The organism is Nocardia stercoris, from assembly GCF_003696265.1.
Lineage (GTDB): Bacteria > Actinomycetota > Actinomycetes > Mycobacteriales > Mycobacteriaceae > Nocardia > Nocardia stercoris.
The window spans coordinates 24,838-46,773 of record NZ_RFFH01000028.1 but is presented as its reverse complement, the minus strand read 5'-3'; the positions used below and the strand labels follow the sequence as shown (position 1 = coordinate 46,773).

Genomic DNA, 21,936 nt, shown 5'->3' with positions numbered 1-21,936 from the left:
AGCGGCGGGCGCCGGGGCAGCCAGCACGGGTGCCGGGTTGGGGGCGCCGGCGGCGCGGCTCACGGCGCGGCGGCGCGGGCGGCGCGCGGCGGGTTCGGTGGGATCGGTCATGCTGTCTCCGTTCGGCACGACCGGGGCCGCTGGGTTGTCGGATCGTGATTCGCTCATGCTGTTACCTCGTGCGCCTGTCCGCGGCGCCCTCCGTGGTTATGCAGGTTGCCGCCTCCGGGCCCTGGCGCGGTCATGCGGTGACCCCCGCGAGCTCCAGGTCGGCGGCCAGTTCGGCCACCTGCGCCGCGGACGGCATCAGCTGCGGCAGCCGCGGTTCGCCGACGTCCACGCCCAGCAGACGCAGGCCCGCCTTGCTCATGGCCACGCCGCCGAGGCGGGCCATGGCCCGGTTCAGCGGCAGCAGGGCCACATTGATCTCACGGGCGCGTACCACGTCGCCGGCCCGGTAGGCGTCGATCAGCTCACGCAGCCGATCGGGCACGAGATGCCCGATGACACTGATGAATCCGGTGGCACCCACCGAGAGCCAGGGCAGGTTGAGCACGTCGTCGCCGGAATAGAAGGCCAAGCCGGTCTCGGCGATCAGTTCGGCGCCCGCGCCGAGGTCGCCCTTGGCGTCCTTGACCGCGACGATGCGCGGGTGCTCGGCGAGGCGGCGGATGGTGTCGGTGGCGATCGGCACGACCGAGCGCGGCGGAATGTCGTACAGGGTGACCGGCAGGTCGGTCGCGTCGGCGACCGCGGTGAAGTGGGCGAGCAGGCCGTCCTGGCTGGGGCGGGAGTAGTACGGGGTGACCACGAGCAGGCCGTGCGCGCCGGCGCGCTGGGCGCTGCGGGCGAGGTCGACGCTGTGCGCGGTGTCGTAGGTGCCGGCGCCGGCGATGACGGTGCAGCGGTCACCGACGGCCTGGACCACAGCCTGCAGCAGATCGAACTTCTCCGACTCGGTGGTGGTCGGCGACTCCCCGGTGGTGCCGGAGATGGCGAGGAGATCGACGCCGCGGTCGACCAGGCGGGCAGCCAGGGCGACGCCGGCGTCGACATCGAGCTTGCCCTCCGCAGTAAAGGGAGTCACCATCGCGACACCGACCGTGCCGGACGCGTGCAGCTCCGATCGCGTCGATTCACCGTTCGTCATGGTCGGAAAGGCTACCCGGTCATTGTGTGACATCACTTATGGCGTCATAATGGCGTCATGGACCTAGCGCAGTACACGGCCCGGCTCCGCGACGACCTGATCGCCGCCGCCGCCCTGGGCGACGAGAAGACCCAGGCCACAGCGGCCGCGCTCGCCGCCGCCACCGAGAACGCCGGCCGGCTCACCCTGCTCGCCGCCCTGTCCGAACTCGCCGCCGAGGTCACCCGCGAACTGGGCGACCGCACCGTGCACGTCTCCGTCGACGGTACCGACGCCCAGATCGACGTCCGCCGCACCCAGGCCGCCGACCCGCACCCCTCCTTCGAGGAGATGACCGGCGACATCAGCCGCGTGACCCTGCGCCTGGTCGAGAACATCAAGGCCCGCGCCGAGGAGGCCGCGGCCGCCAGCGGGCAGTCGCTCAACTCGTGGCTGGCCGGCGCCGTACAGGGCGCGCTGCGCGAGCAGATGCGGCGCGGCGGCCCGGGCCGCTGCGACGCCTGAACCCCTATTCGACCTCGGTGCACCGGCCCGAGGTATCGATCTCGATCCGGCGGTCCGTCCCGCCCGAATCGGCCAGGATCGTGGCCAGCAGGCGCCGCCCCGGCGGCAGCACCCGCACGGTGATCGAACCGGTCGCGGCGGCATCCAGCTCCGCCACCGCGGTCCCGATCACCGAATCGCGCACCCACGACGGCACCTGACCGAATCCGCCGTCGTCGAGCAGCACCACCTCCACACCGCGACCACGCGCGCCGCGGGCGGCCGCGGCGAGCGCCGGGGTCGCCAGCCAGGGCGCGCGAAGTCCGTCGCGCAGTTCGGCTTCCAGCAGCCGGCATTCCTCGCGTTGCGCCGCGGTGGGATCGACACCGGCCGCGATCCATTCCAGGATCGGCCGGGCCGCCCGGTCCAGCCGGGCCAGCTGCCGGGTTCGTTCCCCTTCCGCGGCAGTGAGACTCGCCTGCGCGGCGGCCCGGACGGTGGCCTCCTCCCGCAGGCGCCGCAACGATTGCTGGGTGGGCCGCATGACGATCCCGAACCCGGCCACCGCGACCACCACCGTGATCGGCGACGCCGCGGCCAGGACCTCGTCCGGCCGCACCTCGAATTCCACGCCCGCGCCGATGATCAGCGCCAGCAGCGCCGCGGCGGCCAGCAACGCGGTGATCATCCGATCCCGAATGACCAGTACGGCAAGCACATACGCCGAGGCGAACACACCCCACATCACGTGATGGGTCCGCGTGCTGTGCAGATCCGATGCCGTGAGCGCGGCGGACCCGACCGCGGCCACCCCGACGAGCGCCGCGATCGGCAGCGGCAGCGGGTCGGTGGGCACGACCAGCGCCAGCGCACCGGCCCCCAGGATCAGGCCCAGGCCGGCGAACACCGGCAGCGCCGCGTCCCGGGTCAGGTCGGGCAGCAGATAGACCACGATCGTCAGCTGCAGGACGAACAGGAACAACCATCCTCGTAAACCGTGCAGGCCCAGCAGGTCCCGCAGGCCGATTCCGGGCTCGGCGCCGGGCCGCCGGTCAGTCGGTGCCATCGCCGCCCCAGGCCAGGGCCACGGTCGTGCCCGCACCCGGCCGGGATTCCACGAATCCGGCGCCGCCGGACAGTTGCCGCATCCGGCCCAGGATGCTCGCGGCGATACCGAGCCGGTCGACCGGCACCGCCGCCGGATCGAATCCGGCCCCGTCGTCGGTGAGCACCACGCGGATGCCGCCGGATCCGACGACGATTCGTAGCTGCCGCCGAACCGTCCGGCCGGGAACCGCGGCATGCCGCACGCTGTTGCGCGTCGCCTCGGCCAGCGCGGCCGCGACGGTGACCACGACCGGGACCGGGATCTGCAGCCCGCCGGAATCCGGCCGGCTGTCGGTGTGAACCACCACCGTGGGATCGATGTCTTCGACGGCACCGCGCAGATATCCGAACGCGGTGCGCGCGTCCATCTCCCCGGTCGACGTGCCGCCGTGGCGATAGCGGTCCAGTTCGGCCAGGGTCGCGGCCGCTTGGCGTTGCAGTGCACCCGACAGCTGGCTCCCGCGCGCCGCGCCCAAGAGCGTGAACAGCACGCCGTCGTGGATCAGTGCCGCGAACCGGGCCCGCTCGCGGTCCCGGGCCGTCGCGGCGGCCGTGGCCGCCGCCCGCCGGCCGGCCGCGCGCGATTCGAGATCCACCCGGCCGGCCGCCCGCAACGCCGAACTCGCACACCACAGGAACAGCACCGACAGGCCCGCCGACCGGGCGAAGATCGCCAGCCACGACGACACCGTGAGCGGATCGACGCAGTACACGCTGGCTTGGGCTTCGGCGGCCGAGCCGACCAGGACGTACCCGAGCGCGAGCGAGCGACGCCAGGCGAGGCCGGCGAGCAGGGTGGCCGTCGGCAGCATGCGGTACAGCCACAGCGATCCGGTGTCGATGGTGTGCGGCTGCACCATCAGCGGCAGGGTCAGGTACGCGGCGAGATAGCTCAGCGCGCCGGCCGCGGCGAGGGCACGCAGCGTCGCCGGCCGAGCGCGCACCGACGTCACGGCCAGCACCGGGAACAGGGCATTCGACATGGTGGCCGCCAACACCGACCAGGTGGTGGGCTGCCCGTGGCCCTGCACCACGATCTCCGGCAGTTCGCCGAACGCCCAGATGGTTCCGCTGACGCCGATACCGGCCGCGAGCCGCCGCAGCACCCGCTCGTAGGCGGTCGGCGCGGTCCGGCCGCGCCGACCGCCGGTCCACGCGCCGAAACGGGCGCGGGGCCGGTCGAGCAGTGTGGTCACGCCGTCGGCGGCCGCCGCGGAATCGGCAACCAGCCGTCCTCGACGGCCCGCTTGTACAGGTCGGTCTTGGTCGGCGCGGGCCGGCCGGCGTCGGCGTACTTCTGCCGGATCCGGCTGAGGTAGTCGTTGACGGTCTGTTCGGACAGTCCGGTGGTGCGCGCGACCCGGGAGGCCTTCTCCCCCGACGCGTACAGCGCGAGCACTTCCTGCTGGCGCGGGCTCAGGCCTACGTCGTGCAGGTCGGGGTCGCCGTCGATCGCGGCGGCCCAGTCGGCGGAGACCACCTGGCCGCCGTGTGCGGCGGCCCGCACGCCCGCCACCACGGTGCCGACGTCCGCGGATTTGCGCACCACGCCGAGCACACCCGCGCGGGCGGCCGCCCGGACCAGGAAGGGGTTATCGGCGCCGGTGAAGACGAGCACCTCGCAACCGGCGGCGCGCAACGCGCGCACGTTCTGTTCCGGATCGGACCCGTCGGCCAGCCGCAGATCCAGCACAACCAAATCCAATTCCGTTGCGGCCGTAAGTAACTCGGACACCGTGGGCGCGGTGACCACCAGCTCGAGATCCGGTTCGGGGGCGAGCATCGCCGCGAGCCCCATGGCCACCGATTCGTGGTCCTCCACCAGCCCGATCCGCCGCTGCCGGGTCGCCACACTCACCACTACGATCTCCGTCCACCCGATCGTTCTCGGACCCCCCGGCCCGTCGATCGATTGCCCAGTATGCCGCAGTAGTCCGGTGATGTACGCGGTTTGATCACTACCCCATCAGCTGCGCCGCGACCGTGGCACCCAGCTCCCAGCAGGCCTCGAGGTCGCTCTTGGCCGGTTTACCCGACACCGCAACGTATTCCGCGGCCTTCGTCCACCCCAGACCGGTCGTGATCGAGGTGACGCCCTTCTCCGCGCCCTCGGTGCCCTCGTTGCCGTGCAAGTAGAGGCCGAACGGGCGGCCGCGGGTCGAATCGAGGCAGGGGTAATAGATCACATCGAACGCGTGCTTGAGCGCGCCGCTCATATAGCCGAGGTTGGCGGGGGTGCCGAGCAGGTAGCCGTCGGCGGCGAGCACATCGGACGGGGAGACGGCGAGCGCCGCGCGGCGCACGAGCCCGACACCCTCGATCTCGGGATCGGTCGCGCCGGACACCACAGCCTCGAACATGGCCTGCATGAACGGGGACGGGGTGTGGTGGATGAGCAGCAGGGTCGGCACGGGTCGAGCGTAACCGGCCGGGCGGCAGGAGCGATCGAACGAGCCGGGGCGGCCGGTTGTCGGCCGGGAACCGCGGTCGCGCAGAATTCTGGGTGCCCGCCTGCCGGGCATGTCGACACACCGGACACCGGCCGAACTCGTCGGCCACAGATCGTGAGGAGCCGCAGATGGGTTCGCGGGTACCGAGTCAGTGGGAGGAGATCGTTGCCGCCGATCCGACACATTCGACGCGGTACGCGGAACGGTTCCGGAATCTCGCCGCCGAGGGGAACGACATCGTCGGCGAGGCGCGGCTGGTCGACGCGATGCTCGAGCGGGGGTCCCGGGTCCTCGACGCCGGCTGCGGCGCCGGGCGACTGGGCGGATACCTGCATCAGGCCGGGCACCGGGTGGTGGGCGTGGACGTGGACCCGGTGCTGATCGAGGCGGCCGAGCACGACTACCCGGGCCCGCGCTGGCTGGTCGGCGACCTGGCCGCGCTGGATCTGCCCGCGCGCGGTGTGGATACACCGTTCGACGTGGTGCTGTGTGCGGGCAATGTCATGGCCTTCGTGGCCGTCTCCACGCGGCGCGACGTCCTGGCCGGTTTCGCCCGGCACCTCGCGCCGGAGGGCCGCGCGGTGGTCGGCTTCGGCAGCGGGCGGGGCTACGAGTTCGACGACTTCCTGGCCGATGCCGAGGCGGCGGGCCTGCGCGCGGACGTGTTGCTGTCGACCTGGGATCTGCGCCCGTTCACCCCGGAATCCGACTTCTTGGTGGCGGTGTTCTCCCGGGCGTGACCCGGTTCCTCCGGCGTGTGGCTGGCGCAGATCAGACCGATGAGTACTATTCGTACACATGTTCGAACACTGGCCGGATGAGGTTGCCCCGACGCTGCGCCGCGAGGTCTCGCCACCCACGCCGGTCGTGGTCGACCTCGCCCTGGCCATCCCGTCCGGCACCGGCAGCTTCCGCCGCGACGGGATCCCGTTGCGGATCCGGTCAGGCGGACTGAACGTGTCGGGGCGCGTGCCGGGACTGCTGCACGCGTGGGCCCGGACGAATACCGGAAACTGGCTCGCACTGGTCGAATTCGTGCTGGCGACCGCGAACAATCGTGGGCGGGTGCCGGTTCGGCAGTGGTGTTCCGAAGCGGCGGTATCCCCGAACCCGCCGGCTCGGCGCCGATAGGGCCGTGCGGCCGAGGTTACGACCACCGCCGAGACGGCGGCAGGCCGGTCCGGGATCCGGACTCGGCCCGCCGCACGCTCACCGGCTCACGCCGCCGCGTCCCCACGCAAATGCCGGGCGAAGAAGCGGGCCGAGATGTCGATCTCGGTCCGCGGGATCCGCTGGTGCGCACCTGGGAAAGCGTGCAGCGCCTTGTCCGCCGACCCGCACGCGCCGAACAGTTCCAGCCCCAGCTCGCGGTCGATCTCCGGGTCGTCCCAGGCCAGCTGGAAGCGGACCGGGATGGTCAGCTTCCGGGCCGATTCCAGCAGCGCCTCGTACACGAACACCGGCCCGAATTCCGCGACCCGGATCCGGGATTCGACCGCGGTGAGCATCAGGCCGATCGCGGTGCCGAGCGTGGTGCCGGCGTAGCCGATCGGGCCGGCGCCGACTTCGGGCAGCGCCTGCAGCGCGTCGATGGTCGCCTGCCATTCCGGTACCGCGCGCTCGGCCAGGGAGGCGTTGTAGTCGGTGATGACGCGGCGCATCGATTCGCCGGCGGCGCGGGCGGCGGACATCTCGGCGACCCACTGCTGATCGCGTTCGTCGCGGGGCCGGTCACCGTGCCCGGGGGCGTCGATCGCGGCGACGGTGTATCCGTAGCCGGTGACGAAGTTCCGGGCCCGGGCGACGAGTCCGGGCGACTTCTTGTGCAGACCGCCGGTGTGCCCCATCAGGATCAAAGGCGCGTCAGCGGTAGGGGTTTCGGGTGACCAGAGCACGCCGGTGACGTCGCCGAGCGTGAATGCACGCTCGACGACACCGTCGTGAGTTGTTGCCGCGGTGAGATTCATGGTGGTGCCTTTCGGGAAAGCCTTGGTGTAGAGGCACTCCCGGCGACCGTTGATCGGTCGCGCAGCGTTGTCTGCTCAGCCGTGAAGGGAGGGAGCACCCAGGGGTCGTACGTACATCGGGTCTCACCTCCTAGCGAGTCGAACGGCTGTCGTTCGGCGACTCGGGAAGGCTAGCAACCGAATTGCCTTCCGACAAGCCCGCTTTCCACCGGCACCCTCGCGGACCGGACGCCGTCAGGCGGCAGACCGGCGCTCGGCTCGCCAGAGCACGACCGAGGCGCCCAGCGCCACCACTGTCGCGGCCGTCAGCCAGCCGAAGGCCTGGTGGTATCCGCTGACCAGCGGCGCACCGGACCGCGCGGACTGCACCAGCACCACCGCCAGCAACGCCACCCCGGCCGAACCGCCCACGCGCATCAGGATATTCACCAGCGAGGCCGCGTCGGCGAGCTTCTCCCGCCCGACCGAGGCGTAGGCGGCGGTCACCGCCGGCATCGCGGTCAGGCCGGCCGCCAGTCCGCGGACGAACAGCAGCACCTGCACCAGTACGAGATTCGTCGACGCGTCCCCGAAGACGAACGGTACCGTCACCAGCGCGGTGACGAGATTGCCTGCGACGGAGACGATTCCGCCACCGAAGCGGTCGGTGAGCCGGCCGCCGGCGGGCAGCGCGATGACCCCGCCGAGCCCGAAGGAGAACAGCAGCAACCCGGTGGACACCAGCCCTTCCCCGCGCAGGATCTGGAAGTACAAGGGCAGCAACAGCATTCCGCCGTACATGGCCAGACCGGCGAAGAAGTTCGCCGCACCCGCGGCCGCGAACACCCGGTTGCGGAACAGGCCGATGTCCAGGATCGCGTCCGCCCGCCCGGCCGAGCGGATCAGGAAGCCCGCCAGCGCGACCGCGCCGACCACGACCGGAATCCACACCCGCGGCGCGCCGAAGCGGCCCTCGGTGCCGAACGCACCCAGCCCGTACACCAGCAGCGACAGCCCGGAGGCGACCAGTACGAAGCCGGTGCTGTCCAGCGGCGTGAATCCGGTCCGCGCGCTGGCCGGCAGCAGCCGCACACCCAGCACGAAGGCCACGACACCCAGCGGCAGGTTGATCAGAAACAGCCACGGCCAGCTGAAGTGCTGCAGCAGCAGCCCGCCGACCGTCGGCCCGATGGCGGGCGCGGCGACGACCGCGATCCCGACCACGCTCATCACCCGGCCGAGCCGGTGCGGACCGGCGACCTGGCCGATCAGGGTCTGCCCGGCCGGGACCAGGAAGCCGGCGGCCAGCCCCTGCGCGATCCGCGCCACGATCAGCCAGCCGACCGACGGCGCGAGCGCGCACAGCCCGGAGGTGACGGTGAACCCGGCCAGCGCACCCAGCCACAACCGGTCGGCACCGACCACCCGGCCCAGCCAGCCACACAGCGGCAGCGTGACGGCCAGCGCGACCAGGTAGGCGCTGGCGATCCATTGCGCGGCATCGAGGGTCGCGCCCAGATCCGCGCTGATCCGGTCGAGACCCACATTGATCAGGGATGTGTCGAGCATCCCCATGATCGCGCCGAACACGACGACCCCCGCGACGCGCCAGACGGCGGCGGGGATCGGTTCGACGCGCGATTCGGTGGCAGTAGTCACCGCACCCTCCCGATAAGTAGTGGAGCAGATCTGCTGTTGAGGTTAACAATCGTTGAGATCCCCCACAATAGATATTCTCAACAGTGGGTAGAATCGGGCGGTGTCCCTCGGAGCCGAGTTCCCGCGCAGCCTCCTGCAGCACCCCACCTACGTGTTCGGCCGCCTGCACAAGGCCATTCACGCCGAGGTGAACACCTCCCTGCGCGACCACTGGGTGCTCAGCTATCTGGCCGAACAGTCCGACCTCACCCAGCAACAGGTCTCCGACGCACTCGCCATCGACCGCAGCGAGGTCGTGCGCCTGATAGACGGCCTGGAACGCGCCGGATACGTGGTGCGCGCCCGCGACACCGAGGACCGCCGCAAGTACCGGCTGAGCATCACCAAGGCCGGCCGGGACATGGTGGCGCGCACCGACGAACGCCTCAAGGAGGCCGCCGACCGGCTCCTCTACCGGCTCACCGCCGAGGAACGCCGAACCCTGCACCGGCTGGCCCTCAAGGCGATCGGCGAGTAGCCGCGAAATCCGCCGACGAGCGGAAATCGGCCAGGGCCGTTACCGTGACCCGATGCCACCCCGGTCCCGCCTGCCCCGCCTGCCCACGGTCCTCCCGCCGCGAGATCCGCGGCGCGGATACACCCAGCAGGAGATCCTCGAACATCTCCGCCGGCTGATCCTGGACGGAAATCTGCCGCCGCGCACCATGTTGCCGCTGCGCGAGTTCTCCGAGCGGTACGCCGTCAGCCCGATCCCGGTCCGGGAATCCCTGCAGACCCTGATCGGGGAAGGCCTGGTCGAACATCGCCAGCACTGCGGCTACACCGTCACCCAGCTCACCGTGCGCGAACTGCGCGAGCTCTACCTGGTACGCGAACAGCTGGAGAGCACCGCGCTGGCTGCCGCGGTCCTGCGCGCCGGACCCGACGATCACCGGCTCGCCGCCGAGTCGCACGCCCGACTGGAAGCCGCTGTGCGCGAGGACGATCCGGCCGCCTATCACCGCGAGTCCCGCATCTTCCATCTCGCCCTGACCCGGCCGTCCGGGATGGCCCGGCTGGTGCACATGCTCGAATACGCGTGGAACATCACCGAGCCGGTCCAGCCGATGGTGCACGTCAGCGCCGCCGAACGCGCGGTGCTGCAGGACGATCACGCCCGGCAGCTGGCGGCCTTCCTGGCGGGCGATGCGGAAGGATTGCTGGCGGCAGCCGAACGTCATCACACCAGGCTCAACGGAGTGGTCGCCGGTTTGCCGACGGACACCGGACTGCTGGCGGCCGAAGATATATAGTTCGGGCAACACCGAAGCAATGCGCGCTACCTACCGTTCTGCTCATCATTACTTGACCGAGCACGATCGGATGTGCGCAATGAGCGATATCGCCGCCCCGGCCACCGCGGACTTACCCGCCTCCTACGACCCCCGGCTCACCAACGACGATCTCGCTCCGCTGCGGAAACAGACGTGGGGCAGCTACGACATCTTCGCGTTCTGGATGTCGGACGTGCACAGTGTCGGCGGGTATGTCACCGCCGGAAGCCTTTTCGCGCTCGGCCTGGCGGGCTGGCAGGTATTGATCGCGCTCGTCGTGGGCATCGTGATCGTGCAGGGCTTCGTCAACCTGGTCGCCAAGCCGAGCCAGACCACGGGCGTGCCGTATCCGGTCGTGTGCCGGAGCGCGTTCGGTGTGCTGGGTGCCAATATCCCCGCCATCATCCGCGGCCTGATCGCGGTGGCGTGGTACGGAATCCAGACCTTCCTGGCCTCGGCCGCGCTGGATGTCGTTCTGGTGAAACTGTTTCCGAGTCTGGCGCGGTTCGCCGTGGTGGCCGATCACGGATTCCTCGGGCTGTCCACGCTGGGCTGGGGCAGTTTCCTGCTGCTCTGGGTGGTGCAGGCGTGCGTGTTCTGGCGCGGCATGGAGTCGATCCGCCGGTTCATCGAATTCTGCGGTCCCGCGGTGTATGTCGTGATGTTCCTGCTCACCGGCTATCTGATCCACAAGGCCGGCTTCGGCGCGGTCGACCTGAACCTGTCCGCGGTGACGCACACCGGCTGGTCGGCGGTGCCGGTCATGCTGGGTGCCATCGCGCTGGTGGTCTCCTACTTCTCCGGCCCGATGCTGAACTTCGGTGACTTCGCCCGCTACGGGCGCTCCTACGCGGCGGTCAAACGCGGCAACCTGCTGGGCCTGCCGGTGAACTTCCTGCTGTTCTCGCTGCTGGTCGTGATCACCGCCTCGCTGACCGTCCCGGTGTACGGCAAGCTGATCACCGACCCGGTCCAGACGGTCGCCAAGATCGACTCGACGTTCGCGATCGTGCTGGGCGCGTTGACGTTCACCCTCGCCACCGTCGGCATCAACATCGTGGCGAACTTCATCTCCCCCGCGTTCGACTTCTCCCACGTGGATCCGCAGCGGATCAGCTGGCGGGCCGGCGGCATGATCGCCGCGGTCGGCTCCCTGCTGATCACCCCGTGGAACCTCTACAACAACCCCGAGGTCATCCACTACACGCTGGAGGTGCTGGGCGCCTTCATCGGCCCGCTGTTCGGGGTCCTGATCAGCGACTACTACCTGGTGCGGCAGCAGCGGATCGTCGTCGACGACCTGTTCACCCGGTCGGAGAGCGGAACCTATTGGTACCGCGGCGGATTCAATCCGGTTGCGATCGTCGCCACCGTGGCCGGTGCGGCGTTCGCGGTGTTCCCGGTACTCGCCGACCAGCTGCGCGGCATGTACACCGCGGCCCAGTACAGCTGGTTCATCGGCTGCGCCGTCGCTCTGGTCACCTACCTGGTGCTGTCCACTCGCGGCCCGCTCGCCGCCCCGAAGGCCGTCGAAGGGAGTTCCGCGGTATGAGGATCCGCCTCGTCAACCCCAACACCACCGCGAGCATGACCGCGGCCGTGCAGCAGTGCGCCGAGAAAGTGGCCGGCCCGCAAACGATCGTGGAGGCGGTCACCGCGACGATGGGACCGGCGTCGATCGAATCGCACTACGACGAGGCGCTCGCGGTGCCGGGCCTGCTCGCCGAGATCGCGCGCGGGGAGGCCGAGGGGGTCGACGGGTATGTCGTCGCGTGCTTCGGCGATCCGGGGCTGTACGCGGCCCGGGAGCTCGCCTGCGGGCCGGTGGTCGGGATCGCCGAGGCGGCCATGCGGACCGCGAGCCATCTCGGGCGCGGGTTCAGCGTGGTCACCACGCTGGGCCGGTCCGTGGGCCAGACCTGGGACCTGGCCGACCGGTACGGCATGCGCCGGTTCTGCCGGGGCGTCCACCCGACCGGGATCCCGGTCCTGGGGCTGGAGGATCCGGCGGTGCGCTCGGAGATCGCCGCGGCCTGCCGGGCCGCGGCGGCGGCCGACGACTCCGATGCCATCGTGCTCGGCTGCGCCGGGATGGCCGACTTCTGCGCCTATCTGACCGCGGAATGCGGCATGCCGGTCGTGGACGGCGTGGTCGCGGCGACCCTGGCCGTACAGTCGCTGGTGACGATGGGCCTGCGGAAATCCGGACGTGGCGAGTTCGCGAGGCCGCCGGCCAAGGAGTACACCGGACTGCTGTCGGACTACGCGCTGACCGAGCCGGGGGTGGAAGGAGACCGCCGGTGACACGGTTGACCACAGCGGCTGTCGAGGAACTGGGTGACTCGGTCCGCCGGGTCGACGGCGACCTCGCCCGGCGCTATCCCGGCGACCGGCCGGGCCAGCCGATCCACACCGCCTACGTCTCGGCGGCCGACGCCGATTCGACCGTGCCGCAGCGTTGGGCCGCGGTCGCGCTGGATCTGGCCGACCGGCATCGCGAGTTGCTGACCGAGCTCGCCGGTCCCGAGGTGGTGGCCGCGGCGCTGGGCCGGATCGGCCGGGATCCGATCCAGGATCTGCGGCTGGATTTCGAGGACGGATACGGCACCCGTGCCGACGCGGCCGAGGACCACGACGCGGTGCGCGCGGGCCGCGTCCTGGCGCAGTTGGCGATCCCGGGGCGGGGCGTCCGGATCAAGGGCCTGACCGGTGCCGAATTCGCCCGCGCCACACGAACTCTGGACCTGGTTCTCGAAGGGGCGGGTGGGGTACCGCCCGGCTTCGTGTTCACCGTGCCCAAGCTGCGGTCGGCCGACCAGGTCGACATCGCCGTCCGGCTGTGTGAGCTGCTGGAGGCGGCGCACGGATTACCTTCCGGCGCATTGCGTTTCGAACTGCAGATCGAGAGTCCGCAGGCGGTGGTCGCGGCCGACGGCACCGCGCCGGTGGCCGTGGCGATCGCCCGCTCGGCTGGGCGCTGCAGCGGATTGCATTACGGCACCTACGATTACAGCGCGGCCTGCGGGGTCGCCCCACAGTTCCAGTCGCTGGAGCATCCCGCCGCCGATCACGCCAAGTCGGTCATGCAGGCGGCGGCCGCGCAGACCGGGGTGTGGGTGTGCGACGGTTCCACCCAGGTGCTGCCCATCGGTACCGACACCGAGGTCCGCGCCGCCCTCACCCGGCACTACCGCCTGGTGACGCGTGCGTTGGAACGCGGCTACTACCAGGGCTGGGACATGCATCCGGGCCACCTGGTCACCCGTTGGGCGGCCACCTACGCCTTCTTCCGCGGCGCCCTCACCGCGGCCGCACCCCGCATCGACCGTTACCTGCGCGGCCTCGGCGGACCCGTCGTCGACGAACCGGCCACCGCCCAAGCCCTGGCCACCGTGGTCCTGCGCGGAATCGACTGCGGCGCTTTCGATCCCGCTGAGGTCACGGCCTTGGTCCCGGCGGCGGGCGTGGATGTGCTCACCCGGCTGCGCAATCGGGAGCGCCCGTGGTGACCGCCACCGCCGGCCCGACCGTCGCACCCGCCCGCACCCGGCCGAGCGTCGTCGACCCGCTCACCCACGCGATCGTGAACCCGGTCGCGCGTACCGAAGGAGCTTCCCGATGACCACCGAATTCACCGCCCTTCCCGACCTGGCCCTGCGCTCCCTGGGTGGCGCGGTGATCTGGGCGGACGACGAATCCTTCGCCGAGAAGGAACATCTCGTGCTGCCCGAGCCCGCCGGATTCCGTCCGGCGACCTTCGGGCACCGCGGCCAGGTGTACGACGGCTGGGAGACCCGCCGGCGGCGCGGACCCGGCGGCGCGTCCCCCGCCGCCGACGACTGCGACACCGCGATCGTGCGGCTCGGGGTGCCCGGCGTCGTGCACGGGGTGGTCGTGGACACCGCGTGGTTCAAGGGCAACTATCCACCCGAGGTCTCGGTGGAAGCCGTAGCGGTGGAGGGTTATCCGACCGGCCCGGCGATCGCTGCCCGCGACGACTGGACGCCCCTGGTACCCCGGGCCGCGGTGCGGGGTGACACCCCGAACCCCTTCGAGGTCACCGAACCGGGCCGCTTCACCCACGTGCGGCTACGCATCTATCCCGACGGCGGGGTGGCGCGGCTGCGGGTGCACGGGATCGCGAAACCCGATCTGCGCTGGATGGATTCGGGTCCGTTCGACCTGGCCGCGCTGGAACACGGTGGCCGCGTGACCGATTGCTCCAACCTGTTCTACTCCCATCCGCAACAGCTGCTGCTGCCCGGCCCCGCGCGGTCGATGGGTGAGGGCTGGGAGACCGCTCGCCGGCGCGGCGGCGGCAACGACTGGGTGCGGGTCCGGCTGGCCGGCGAAGGCATACTCACGGCGGCCGAGATCGACACCTCCTACTTCCTGCACAACGCCCCCGGCGCCGCCGCCCTCACCGGCTTCCGCGCCGACGGCACCACCGTCGACCTGCTCCCCCGCACCCCCCTGCTCCCCGACACCCGCCACCGCTTCCGGCTCACCCCGGCCGACCCGGTCACCGAGGTGCGCCTGGACACCTACCCCGACGGCGGCCTGTCCCGCCTGCGCCTGTTCGGCACCCGCACCGCGACCGGGCCGGACCTGTGACGGTCGCGGTCCCATCCCCGCTGCCGATGCGCGATCGCCGCGGCTGTGGCTGAATCGAGGTATGGACCAGTTGATACCCGTGGAGCTCGGCACCGTGCAGGAGACACTGCTCATCACCCTCGCGGGCCGGGCCCGGGAGTCGGTGAAACCCAAGCCGATCCTGGTCGACCCGAAAGCGGTCGAGATCATGGCCGCGCTGGACAATCCGTCGGCGAGCCTGACCAGGGGCTCCCGGCGCGGACCGGAACCCACCGTGCTGCGCACCGCCATCCTCGACACCTGGGTGCGGGAGTTCCTCGCCGCGCACCCGGACGGCACCGTCGTGGAGATCGGCACCGGCCTCAACGCCCGTTTCGAGCGGGTGGATAACGGCCGGGTGCACTGGCTCGATCTCGATCTGGCCGACACCATCGCCCTGCGGCGGCACTTCTTCACAGATACCGAACGTCGCCGCATGGTGGCCGCCTCGGCCCTCGACGACAGCTGGTTCGACCTCGTCGCCGCCCTGCCCGGACCGTACTGTTTCGTCGCCGAGGGCGTGCTGTTGTACCTTCCGGAGGCGGAGGTGCGCGCCGCGCTCACCGCTGTCGCCGCCCGCTTCCCGGATGCCACGGTGCTCTTCGACCACTACAGTGCCGACATGATGCGTCACCAGCACCGCATGGCCGACAAGGGCGCGATGGACGCGCGCTGGGCCTGGACCGGCGGCGAACCGGAGTCGTTCGCCGCACAAGGCTTGCGCGTCACCGATTCTCGCGCGATCACCGACCCACCGCCCGCCCTGCGCCGGTCGCTGCCGCGCGGCTACCGCGTCCTGCTGCCGGTGCTACATCGCGTACTGCCCAAGGGTTTCGGCCTGGCGCGGTTCCGCACCGACTCCGCGCCGCCGGCGTGATCTCCCTGCGCAGGCCGTGACACGCGGCACCCGAGACCCGAGACCCGAGCGAACGACCCGAAGGAGCGACGATGGCGGCGGAAACCCCCGGATACCCACGTGATCTCGTCGGGTACGGCCCGAACCCACCCGATCCACAGTGGCCGGGCGACGCCCTGATCGCGGTGCAGTTCGTGCTCAACTACGAGGAAGGCGGGGAGAACACCGTCCTCGACGGCGATCCCGCCTCGGAGACGTTCCTCTCCGATATCGTTCCGGCGCAAGCGTTCCCGGACCGGCACCTGAGCATGGAATCGATCTACGAGTACGGGTCGCGGGCCGGGCTGTGGCGGGTACTGCGCGCGTTCGCCGACCGCGACATCCCGCTGACGATCTTCGGGGTCGCGCGGGCGCTGGAACGAAATCCCGAGGCGGTAGCGGCTTTTCAGGCACTCGGCCACGAGGTCGCCTGTCACGGACTGCGCTGGATCTCCTATCAGGAGGTCGACGAGGACACCGAGCGCGCCCATCTGGCGGAGGCGGTCCGGATCATGACAAAGCTGTTCGGTGCCCCGCCGCGCGGCTGGTACACCGGCCGGGACTCGCCGTGCACCCGGCGGCTGGTGATCGAGCACGGCGGTTTCGCCTACGACTCCGACTCCTACGCCGACGACCTGCCGTACTGGGTGCGCACGCCGGAAACGGCTGCCCACCTCGTCGTCCCGTACACCCTCGAAGCCAACGACATGCGGTTCTCCTCCCCCGCCGGCTTCGCCAACGGGGACGAGTTCTACGGCTACCTGCGGGACGCGTTCGACGTCCTCTACGCCGAGGGCGCCGCGGGCGCCCCGAAGATGCTGTCGATCGGCCTGCACTGCCGCCTCGCGGGGCGCCCGGCCCGTGCCGCCGCCCTGCACCGGTTCCTCGACTACGCGCGTTCGCACGAGCGCGTATGGTTCGCCCGCCGGATCGAGATCGCCGAGCACTGGGCGCGAGTCCACCCGCCGCGGGGCTAGCCGCGGGTGCGCTCCGCGCGCTCCAATTCGACTGCGCGGCGCATGGTTTCGCGGGCGCGGGTGCGGTCACCGGCGTAGTCGTAGGCCCGCGCGGCGCGATAGTTGGTGCGCCAGTTCTCGGGGTCGGCCTCCCATTCGGCCTTCACCTGCTCGAACAGGGCCACCGCGGCGTCCCGGTCGATGCGCCCGCGACGGTCGCGCGGCAGACCGGAGGTGTCCAGCTCGCCGCCCTCGTCGTGCATGCGGCGCGCCAGCCGCTGATGGGCGAGCGCGGCCCGCAGCGTCGAGTACACCACCCAGACGCCGACCAGCGGCAGCAACAGCAGCCCGATACCGAAGCCGAGGAAGGCGGGCCGGCCGTCGTGGATCATGTCCAGCGCTTCCCGGCCGAGCAGCAGGAAGTAGAACGCCATCATCAGGACCAGCACGACGATGACGCCCACGGTCCAGACGACCTGCCGAGCCTGACCGCGCTCGTCGGCCGGGTCCGCAGCGGTTCCGCCCGCCGCCGCGTCGTGGTCGCCGACCCGGCCGGGCTCGTCCGCCGGGTTCGCGGCGGGCCCTCCGGCTGCCGGGTCGTGGTGCCCGACCCGGCCGGAGTCGTCCGCCGCGGCCCGGTCGTCGCCGCGTTCGCTCACAGATCCAGCAGCGGGTCGAGGCCCACGGTCAGGCCGGGCAGTGCGCCGATCCGCCGCACACCCAGCAGCACGCCGGGCGCGAAGGAGTTGCGGTCGATGGAGTCGTGGCGGATGGTCAGGGTCTCGCCCTGGGTGCCGAACAGCACCTCCTGGTGGGCGACGAGGCCCGCGAGACGCACCGAGTGCACCCGCACCCCGTCGACGTCGGCGCCGCGAGCGCCTTCCAGCTCGGTGGTGGTGGCGTCCGGGCTGGGGCCGACCCCGGCCTCGGCGCGCGCGGCCGCGATTATGCCGGCGGTGCGGTAGGCGGTGCCGGACGGCGCGTCGGCCTTGTTCGGGTGGTGCAGCTCGATGACCTCGACGGATTCGAACCAGCGGGCGGCCTGCTCGGCGAACCGCATGGACAGCACCGCGCCGATGGCGAAGTTCGGCGCGATCAGCACACCGACCTCGGGCTGCCCGGCCAGCCAGCTCCGCACCTCGTCGAGCCGGCCGGCATCGAAGCCGGTGGTGCCGACGACGGCGTGAATACCGTGCTCCACCAACCACTTCAGGTTGCCCATCACCACGTCGGGGTGCGTGAAGTCCACGACCACCTGCGCACCGGCCGCGCTGAACGCCGCCAGGTCCTCACCCTTGTCCACGCCGGCCACGAACTCCAGATCGGCCGCCGCCTCGACCGCCGCACAGATCGCCTGCCCGACCTTGCCCTGCGCCCCGAGCACACCCACCTTGATCCGGTCCGCCACCGTGAACTCCTCACTCACCTCGCGCCACTACTCCCGGCCGAGCCTACTGCGCCCACCCATCACCCCCGACACCCCCCGACTCGTCGAGTGCGCAGTGATGTACGAAATCCGGCCTGAACGCATGCACCACAGCGCGCTCACTGCCGAGGAAGCTGGGTGTCGTCGCGTGATCAGCAACCGAGGCGGCCGGGCGAGTCAGTCGAAGATGATGACTTGGCGTAGGCCGTGGCCGGCGGCCAGGTCGTCCATGGCGGCGTTCACGTCGGCCAGCTCGATGCGGGACGAGATCAGCTGTTCGATCGGCAGCCGGCCGGCTCGCCACATTCGTACGTAGGTGGGGATGTCGCGAGACGGGACCGCGGAACCGAGGTAGCTGCCCGCGATGGTGCGGCCCTGGGCGACCAGGCCGAGCGGCGAGATGCTCGCGCGCGCTTCGGGATTGGGCAGGCCGACGGTGACAGTGATGCCGCCGGGGGCGGTGGCGGCGACCGCGGTCTCGAAGGCCCGCACGTTGCCGGCGGCCTCGACGACCGCTTCGGCGACGATACCCTGCTCGGCCAGCTCGACCGGGGTGTAGGCCGCCGTCGCACCCAATTCCCTTGCCAGCTTCAGTTTTTCGGGAACGGTGTCCACCGCGATCACCTCGCAGCCGAGCTCGGCACGCAGCGACGCGGCGACCAGCACCGCGGCCATCCCGACACCGCCCAAGCCCACCACCATGATCCGGTCCCGGGCCACCGGCTTCGCCGAATTCAGCAGCGCCCCACCGCCGGTGAGCACCGCGCAGCCCAGCACCGCTGCCACTTCCGGCGGTACGTCGTCCTCGACGGGCACCACCGAGCGGCGGTCCACCACCGCGTGCGTAGCGAACCCGGACACCCCCAGATGGTGATGCACGGTTTCCCCGTCGCGCCGCAATCGGCGCCCGCCGCCGAGCAGTTCACCGGCATTGTTGGCCACGCTGCCGGGCACGCACGGGGTGCGGCCGCCGGTCGCGCAGCCGGCGCAGTCACCGCAGCGCGGCAGAAAGGTCATGACGACCCGCTGCCCGATCCGCAGGTCGCTGTCGCCGCCGATCGCCTCGATCCGCCCGGCCGCCTCGTGTCCGAGCAGCATCGGGACCGGGCGGACCCGGTTGCCGTCCACCACCGACAGGTCCGAGTGACACAACCCGGCTGCCTCGATCCGCACCAGCAGTTCGCCGGGCCCGGGCTCGGCCAATTCGAGGTCGGTGACGGAGATCGGCCGCGACTCGGCGTACGGCGCCGGCGCACCGATTCGGTCCAGGACAGCTCCACGAATCCGCATACGCCCGACGCTACCGGGGGTGGACCAGTTCCCGGTAGCGATCGGACCCGTAGCAGTGCGGCGCACCCGGCGGGTCCGGTGGGAGCGTGCCCCGGATCAGGGCGATCACCGTTTCTCCGAGCGCGACTACCGACTCCGCCGGCAGTACCTCGCCGGGCTGCCAGGTGAGCCGGGACTGATCGTCGGCGGGCCACAGCTCCCGGGCTTCGGCCGCGGTGATCACTCCGCGGCGCAAGAGCCGCTGGTTGGCGGCCTCGAGCAGCCGGATCAGGGTGTCCAGTCCTTCGCGCGGCCAGTCCCGGTCGATCAGCCAGGCCAGGTCGCAGATGCCGGCGGTCAACCGGAGGTGCCGTAGGACCTGCGGCAGCCAGGCCGGTCCGGTCCACTGTTCCCCCACCCGGGCCGTCTCGGTCAACAGGACCGACCGGCTCACGTCGTACGCCTCCAACCACCGATCACCGAATTTGATCACTGTGGAGTTGGACACCCGACCTCCTTCCGGCAACGCACGTCACGCGAACAGATGCGCAGGGGAGCATAATCGCCGTATCGGCAAAACTCAGCGACGAGGCGTGCTTATGAAGACCACCACCGCGACCAGAGGCTTCAACGACCTGATCACCGGGTCCTTCGACCGGCTGGCCCAGGCCTACGACTTCCCCCTCCTGCAGCGTGTGGTGTACCAGCCGCCGCAGGACGAGGCGATCGCCGAATTGCGCGCCGCCCGGTCGCGGCGGGTCGCCGACATCGGTTGCGGCACCGGCGTTCTCACCACCCGCATCGATCGGGTGCTGGCACCGGAGCAGGTGTTCGGGGTGGATCCATCGGCCGGGATGCTGGCCCAGGCCCGGGCGCGCTCGAACCGAATCACCTGGCTCGAATCCTGCGCCGAGGAGTTGCCTTTCGAGGACCGCGCACTGGACGCGGTGGTGACCACCACCGCCTTCCACTTCTTCGACCAGCCCGCGGCCCTGCGGGAGTTCGCGCGGGTGCTCGAACCCGGCGGCCTCGTCGTGATCGCCACCGTGCACTTCGACGGCCCGCTCGTGCGGCCGCTGCAGGAGCTCACCCGCCACTCGCTCTCACCGGCGCATACGCCGTCCCCGGCCGAGACGCGAATGCTGCTGGACGAGGCCGGTTTCACCGTGACCGATCAGCGCCGGATCAGCCGCAAGCTGCCGAACTGGCTGGTGCCCGACGTGATCACTGTGGCGCACCGCCACCGGTAACGGGTGGCCACACCTCGGGGGTGATGTGGCCGGGCTGCCGGCGTTCGGGCTCGGCGTCCCAGTCGGTGAACACGCCGTCCCAGGCGACGGGAGCGTCGAAGCTGACCGCACGGGCGTCGAACCGGGTGCGGCGGAACGAGATATCGCCCGCGAAGTCCGCCCCGGAGAAGTCGGCGGACTTCCCGTCGACGACGGTGTCGGCGAACGAGACCGAATTGCGGAACTGGGCGCCGCGGAAGTCGATCTCGTTGGTCGACGGCCGCCGCAGCCGGCCGCGCCCACCCAGCCGGGCATCGTCGAACGCCGTGCGCAGGGCACGGAAACCGGTGCCCGCGAAACTGATTCGCCGCCCCTCGAAGGACGTCTCACTGAACCGGACGCCGGCGCCGGTGAAGGTGGCGTCCTGGAAGGACACCAGGTCGGCGTGGAACCGGGCGCCGGTGAACGCGGTCTCGGCGCCGGCGAACGTCGCGTCGGTGAATCGCACTCGGGGACCACCGAATTCGGCGCCCTCGAAGTTGGTCTCGGCGGTGAAGACCGCCCGCTTGAAACTGACGCCCGACCGCCCGTCCAGATCGGAGTTACTGCTCGGGTCGGAGACGAAACGCGTTGCCTGGAACCACACCGGCTGCTCGAAGCGCGCACTGTGAAAACTGATGTGCCGCCCCACGAATCGGACCTGTGAGAAGTTGGTCAACCGGGTGCCGACGAACCTGGCCCCACGGAAATGCGTGTGCCGCCCCGCGAAGACCGCGAACCGGAAGTCCGCGTCTTCCAGCACGGCGTCCTCGAAGTTGAAATTGCAGTCCGACCACGAGTTTTCGGCGCCGGGCCGGAGATGCCGCACGATCACCGCCACGATCGTCCGCCGCACCCGGCTGTCGTTCTGCCGGATCCCAAACGTCTCCTCGTGTTCGGTGCCGTCCGCGGTCCGCCGCGACTTCCGCGTGGTCAGATGGTTGCCGCCGTCGGCCGGGTCGAAGGGCAGCCGCAGGTACCCGCACAGCACGTCGACGCACTGCTGCCGTCGGGCGGGCGCACTGAACTCGTCCGCCACCCCGGCCATCGCGTACACGCCCGCGATCCGCACCGCGACATCGGGATCGCCGAGCTGTTTCGCCGCCGCCCCGAACAGTTCCGCGAACCGGCCCCGCTCGTTGTCGCGCTGCCGCCGGTAGGCCACGACCAGGGCCACCGCACCACCGATGCCCGCGGTCACCGACAACGCGATCTTGGTCAGATCGAGCTGGTTCGGCGGCTCCGAGTGCACCCCGAGCAGCAGCCGCAGCAGTCCCCACGTCGCCGCGACGACCACCAGCCCGCCGAGCACCACCCCGACCACATTGACCAGCAACGCCGACCGATGCAGACGTCCGGCCACCCAGGTCCTCACGCCGCCC

24 protein-coding genes are annotated in these 21,936 nt (G+C 70.9%); 12 read left to right on the top strand and 12 right to left on the bottom strand.

Annotation, left to right across the window (positions count from 1 at the left end):
- Nucleotides 1-241: 241 nt before the first annotated feature.
- Nucleotides 242-1,150 (bottom strand): 4-hydroxy-tetrahydrodipicolinate synthase, encoded by a 909-nt coding sequence (dapA, locus tag EBN03_RS32405; RefSeq protein WP_122191983.1) that lies wholly within the window; start codon nucleotides 1,148-1,150, stop codon nucleotides 242-244.
- Nucleotides 1,151-1,207: 57 nt separating this feature from the next.
- Between dapA and EBN03_RS32400 the strand changes: the two genes are divergently transcribed.
- Entirely contained in the window at nucleotides 1,208-1,654 is a 447-nt protein-coding gene (locus tag EBN03_RS32400; protein ID WP_122191982.1) for a hypothetical protein, read from the top strand.
- Nucleotides 1,655-1,658: 4 nt separating this feature from the next.
- On the opposite strand, the gene EBN03_RS32395 is transcribed toward EBN03_RS32400, so the two are convergent.
- The 4 genes from EBN03_RS32395 to EBN03_RS32380 form a co-directional block, all read right to left on the bottom strand.
- Nucleotides 1,659-2,699: a hypothetical protein gene (locus EBN03_RS32395; RefSeq protein WP_122191981.1), complete on the bottom strand. Its 1,041-nt coding sequence runs from the start codon at nucleotides 2,697-2,699 to the stop codon at nucleotides 1,659-1,661.
- Nucleotides 2,686-3,936 (bottom strand): sensor histidine kinase, encoded by a 1,251-nt coding sequence (locus EBN03_RS32390; RefSeq protein WP_122191980.1) that lies wholly within the window; start codon nucleotides 3,934-3,936, stop codon nucleotides 2,686-2,688. The genes EBN03_RS32395 and EBN03_RS32390 overlap by 14 nt, the downstream gene beginning before the upstream one ends.
- Entirely contained in the window at nucleotides 3,933-4,598 is a 666-nt protein-coding gene (locus EBN03_RS32385) for a response regulator transcription factor (RefSeq protein ID WP_267899325.1), read from the bottom strand. Before EBN03_RS32385 ends, EBN03_RS32390 begins: the two co-directional genes overlap by 4 nt.
- Before the next feature lie 100 nt (nucleotides 4,599-4,698).
- Complete coding sequence (locus EBN03_RS32380; RefSeq protein ID WP_122191994.1) at nucleotides 4,699-5,109, bottom strand: flavodoxin family protein; 411 nt, start codon at nucleotides 5,107-5,109, stop codon at nucleotides 4,699-4,701.
- A gap of 209 nt (nucleotides 5,110-5,318) precedes the next feature.
- On the opposite strand from EBN03_RS32380, the gene EBN03_RS32375 reads away from it, so the two are divergent.
- Entirely contained in the window at nucleotides 5,319-5,930 is a 612-nt protein-coding gene (locus EBN03_RS32375) for a class I SAM-dependent methyltransferase (protein ID WP_122191979.1), read from the top strand.
- Nucleotides 5,931-5,988: 58 nt separating this feature from the next.
- Nucleotides 5,989-6,321 carry a hypothetical protein gene (locus EBN03_RS32370; protein ID WP_122191978.1) on the top strand — a complete coding sequence of 111 codons (333 nt, stop codon included), beginning with the start codon at nucleotides 5,989-5,991 and terminating at the stop codon, nucleotides 6,319-6,321.
- A gap of 86 nt (nucleotides 6,322-6,407) precedes the next feature.
- On the opposite strand, the gene EBN03_RS32365 is transcribed toward EBN03_RS32370, so the two are convergent.
- Together EBN03_RS32365 and EBN03_RS32360 are read right to left on the bottom strand one after the other, a co-directional pair.
- Nucleotides 6,408-7,157, bottom strand: coding sequence for a dienelactone hydrolase family protein (locus tag EBN03_RS32365; RefSeq protein ID WP_122191977.1), 750 nt, complete (start codon nucleotides 7,155-7,157; stop codon nucleotides 6,408-6,410).
- 234 nt (nucleotides 7,158-7,391) lie between these two features.
- Complete coding sequence (locus EBN03_RS32360) at nucleotides 7,392-8,795, bottom strand: DHA2 family efflux MFS transporter permease subunit (protein ID WP_233608791.1); 1,404 nt, start codon at nucleotides 8,793-8,795, stop codon at nucleotides 7,392-7,394.
- 100 nt (nucleotides 8,796-8,895) lie between these two features.
- On the opposite strand from EBN03_RS32360, the gene EBN03_RS32355 reads away from it, so the two are divergent.
- The 8 genes from EBN03_RS32355 (at nucleotide 8,896) to puuE (ending at nucleotide 16,612) form a co-directional block, all read left to right on the top strand.
- On the top strand, nucleotides 8,896-9,312 hold the full coding sequence (locus tag EBN03_RS32355; protein ID WP_122191976.1) for a MarR family winged helix-turn-helix transcriptional regulator: 417 nt from the start codon (nucleotides 8,896-8,898) through the stop codon (nucleotides 9,310-9,312).
- 52 nt (nucleotides 9,313-9,364) lie between these two features.
- Nucleotides 9,365-10,087: a GntR family transcriptional regulator gene (locus tag EBN03_RS32350; protein ID WP_122191975.1), complete on the top strand. Its 723-nt coding sequence runs from the start codon at nucleotides 9,365-9,367 to the stop codon at nucleotides 10,085-10,087.
- A gap of 70 nt (nucleotides 10,088-10,157) precedes the next feature.
- Nucleotides 10,158-11,660, top strand: coding sequence for an NCS1 family nucleobase:cation symporter-1 (locus tag EBN03_RS32345; protein WP_407671284.1), 1,503 nt, complete (start codon nucleotides 10,158-10,160; stop codon nucleotides 11,658-11,660).
- Complete coding sequence (locus EBN03_RS32340; protein WP_122191973.1) at nucleotides 11,657-12,412, top strand: aspartate/glutamate racemase family protein; 756 nt, start codon at nucleotides 11,657-11,659, stop codon at nucleotides 12,410-12,412. Before EBN03_RS32345 ends, EBN03_RS32340 begins: the two co-directional genes overlap by 4 nt.
- Complete coding sequence (locus tag EBN03_RS32335) at nucleotides 12,409-13,617, top strand: DUF6986 family protein (RefSeq protein WP_122191972.1); 1,209 nt, start codon at nucleotides 12,409-12,411, stop codon at nucleotides 13,615-13,617. The genes EBN03_RS32340 and EBN03_RS32335 overlap by 4 nt, the downstream gene beginning before the upstream one ends.
- A 109-nt stretch (nucleotides 13,618-13,726) precedes the next feature.
- Nucleotides 13,727-14,722 carry an allantoicase gene (gene alc, locus EBN03_RS32330; RefSeq protein WP_122191971.1) on the top strand — a complete coding sequence of 332 codons (996 nt, stop codon included), beginning with the start codon at nucleotides 13,727-13,729 and terminating at the stop codon, nucleotides 14,720-14,722.
- Between the two features lie 61 nt (nucleotides 14,723-14,783).
- Entirely contained in the window at nucleotides 14,784-15,617 is an 834-nt protein-coding gene (locus EBN03_RS32325; RefSeq protein ID WP_122191970.1) for a class I SAM-dependent methyltransferase, read from the top strand.
- Nucleotides 15,618-15,688: 71 nt separating this feature from the next.
- Complete coding sequence (gene puuE / locus EBN03_RS32320) at nucleotides 15,689-16,612, top strand: allantoinase PuuE (RefSeq protein WP_122191969.1); 924 nt, start codon at nucleotides 15,689-15,691, stop codon at nucleotides 16,610-16,612.
- On the opposite strand, the gene EBN03_RS32315 is transcribed toward puuE, so the two are convergent.
- From EBN03_RS32315 to EBN03_RS32300, 4 genes are all read right to left on the bottom strand, one after another.
- Nucleotides 16,609-17,028 (bottom strand): hypothetical protein, encoded by a 420-nt coding sequence (locus EBN03_RS32315; protein ID WP_122191992.1) that lies wholly within the window; start codon nucleotides 17,026-17,028, stop codon nucleotides 16,609-16,611. The two genes, puuE and EBN03_RS32315, sit on opposite strands and share 4 nt — an antisense overlap.
- Before the next feature lie 218 nt (nucleotides 17,029-17,246).
- On the bottom strand, nucleotides 17,247-17,999 hold the full coding sequence (gene dapB / locus EBN03_RS32310; protein ID WP_233608793.1) for a 4-hydroxy-tetrahydrodipicolinate reductase: 753 nt from the start codon (nucleotides 17,997-17,999) through the stop codon (nucleotides 17,247-17,249).
- Nucleotides 18,000-18,194: 195 nt separating this feature from the next.
- A complete protein-coding gene (locus tag EBN03_RS32305) occupies nucleotides 18,195-19,307 on the bottom strand; it encodes an alcohol dehydrogenase catalytic domain-containing protein (RefSeq protein WP_122191968.1) in 1,113 nt (370 codons plus the stop codon).
- 10 nt (nucleotides 19,308-19,317) lie between these two features.
- Complete coding sequence (locus EBN03_RS32300; protein WP_122191967.1) at nucleotides 19,318-19,794, bottom strand: hypothetical protein; 477 nt, start codon at nucleotides 19,792-19,794, stop codon at nucleotides 19,318-19,320.
- 91 nt (nucleotides 19,795-19,885) lie between these two features.
- On the opposite strand from EBN03_RS32300, the gene EBN03_RS32295 reads away from it, so the two are divergent.
- Nucleotides 19,886-20,536 carry a class I SAM-dependent methyltransferase gene (locus EBN03_RS32295; RefSeq protein ID WP_122191966.1) on the top strand — a complete coding sequence of 217 codons (651 nt, stop codon included), beginning with the start codon at nucleotides 19,886-19,888 and terminating at the stop codon, nucleotides 20,534-20,536.
- On the opposite strand, the gene EBN03_RS32290 is transcribed toward EBN03_RS32295, so the two are convergent.
- Nucleotides 20,511-21,929, bottom strand: coding sequence for a pentapeptide repeat-containing protein (locus EBN03_RS32290; RefSeq protein ID WP_233608790.1), 1,419 nt, complete (start codon nucleotides 21,927-21,929; stop codon nucleotides 20,511-20,513). The two genes, EBN03_RS32295 and EBN03_RS32290, sit on opposite strands and share 26 nt — an antisense overlap.
- Nucleotides 21,930-21,936: the final 7 nt, after the last annotated feature.

What these genes read in the sequence shown, in the direction of transcription:
- EBN03_RS32345 (WP_407671284.1), top strand. Translation starts at nt 10,158, where the DNA reads ATGTGCGCAATGAGCGATATCGCCGCCCCGGCCACCGCGGACTTACCC.
- EBN03_RS32395 (WP_122191981.1), bottom strand. Translation starts at nt 2,699, where the DNA reads ATGGCACCGACTGACCGGCGGCCCGGCGCCGAGCCCGGAATCGGCCTG.
- EBN03_RS32315 (WP_122191992.1), bottom strand. Translation starts at nt 17,028, where the DNA reads ATGATGGCGTTCTACTTCCTGCTGCTCGGCCGGGAAGCGCTGGACATG.
- EBN03_RS32370 (WP_122191978.1), top strand. Translation starts at nt 5,989, where the DNA reads ATGTTCGAACACTGGCCGGATGAGGTTGCCCCGACGCTGCGCCGCGAG.
- dapA (WP_122191983.1), bottom strand. Translation starts at nt 1,150, where the DNA reads ATGACGAACGGTGAATCGACGCGATCGGAGCTGCACGCGTCCGGCACG.
- EBN03_RS32350 (WP_122191975.1), top strand. Translation starts at nt 9,365, where the DNA reads ATGCCACCCCGGTCCCGCCTGCCCCGCCTGCCCACGGTCCTCCCGCCG.
- EBN03_RS32400 (WP_122191982.1), top strand. Translation starts at nt 1,208, where the DNA reads ATGGACCTAGCGCAGTACACGGCCCGGCTCCGCGACGACCTGATCGCC.
- puuE (WP_122191969.1), top strand. Translation starts at nt 15,689, where the DNA reads ATGGCGGCGGAAACCCCCGGATACCCACGTGATCTCGTCGGGTACGGC.
- EBN03_RS32325 (WP_122191970.1), top strand. Translation starts at nt 14,784, where the DNA reads ATGGACCAGTTGATACCCGTGGAGCTCGGCACCGTGCAGGAGACACTG.
- EBN03_RS32375 (WP_122191979.1), top strand. Translation starts at nt 5,319, where the DNA reads ATGGGTTCGCGGGTACCGAGTCAGTGGGAGGAGATCGTTGCCGCCGAT.
- EBN03_RS32305 (WP_122191968.1), bottom strand. Translation starts at nt 19,307, where the DNA reads ATGCGGATTCGTGGAGCTGTCCTGGACCGAATCGGTGCGCCGGCGCCG.
- EBN03_RS32295 (WP_122191966.1), top strand. Translation starts at nt 19,886, where the DNA reads ATGAAGACCACCACCGCGACCAGAGGCTTCAACGACCTGATCACCGGG.
- alc (WP_122191971.1), top strand. Translation starts at nt 13,727, where the DNA reads ATGACCACCGAATTCACCGCCCTTCCCGACCTGGCCCTGCGCTCCCTG.
- EBN03_RS32340 (WP_122191973.1), top strand. Translation starts at nt 11,657, where the DNA reads ATGAGGATCCGCCTCGTCAACCCCAACACCACCGCGAGCATGACCGCG.
- EBN03_RS32380 (WP_122191994.1), bottom strand. Translation starts at nt 5,109, where the DNA reads ATGCAGGCCATGTTCGAGGCTGTGGTGTCCGGCGCGACCGATCCCGAG.
- EBN03_RS32365 (WP_122191977.1), bottom strand. Translation starts at nt 7,157, where the DNA reads ATGAATCTCACCGCGGCAACAACTCACGACGGTGTCGTCGAGCGTGCA.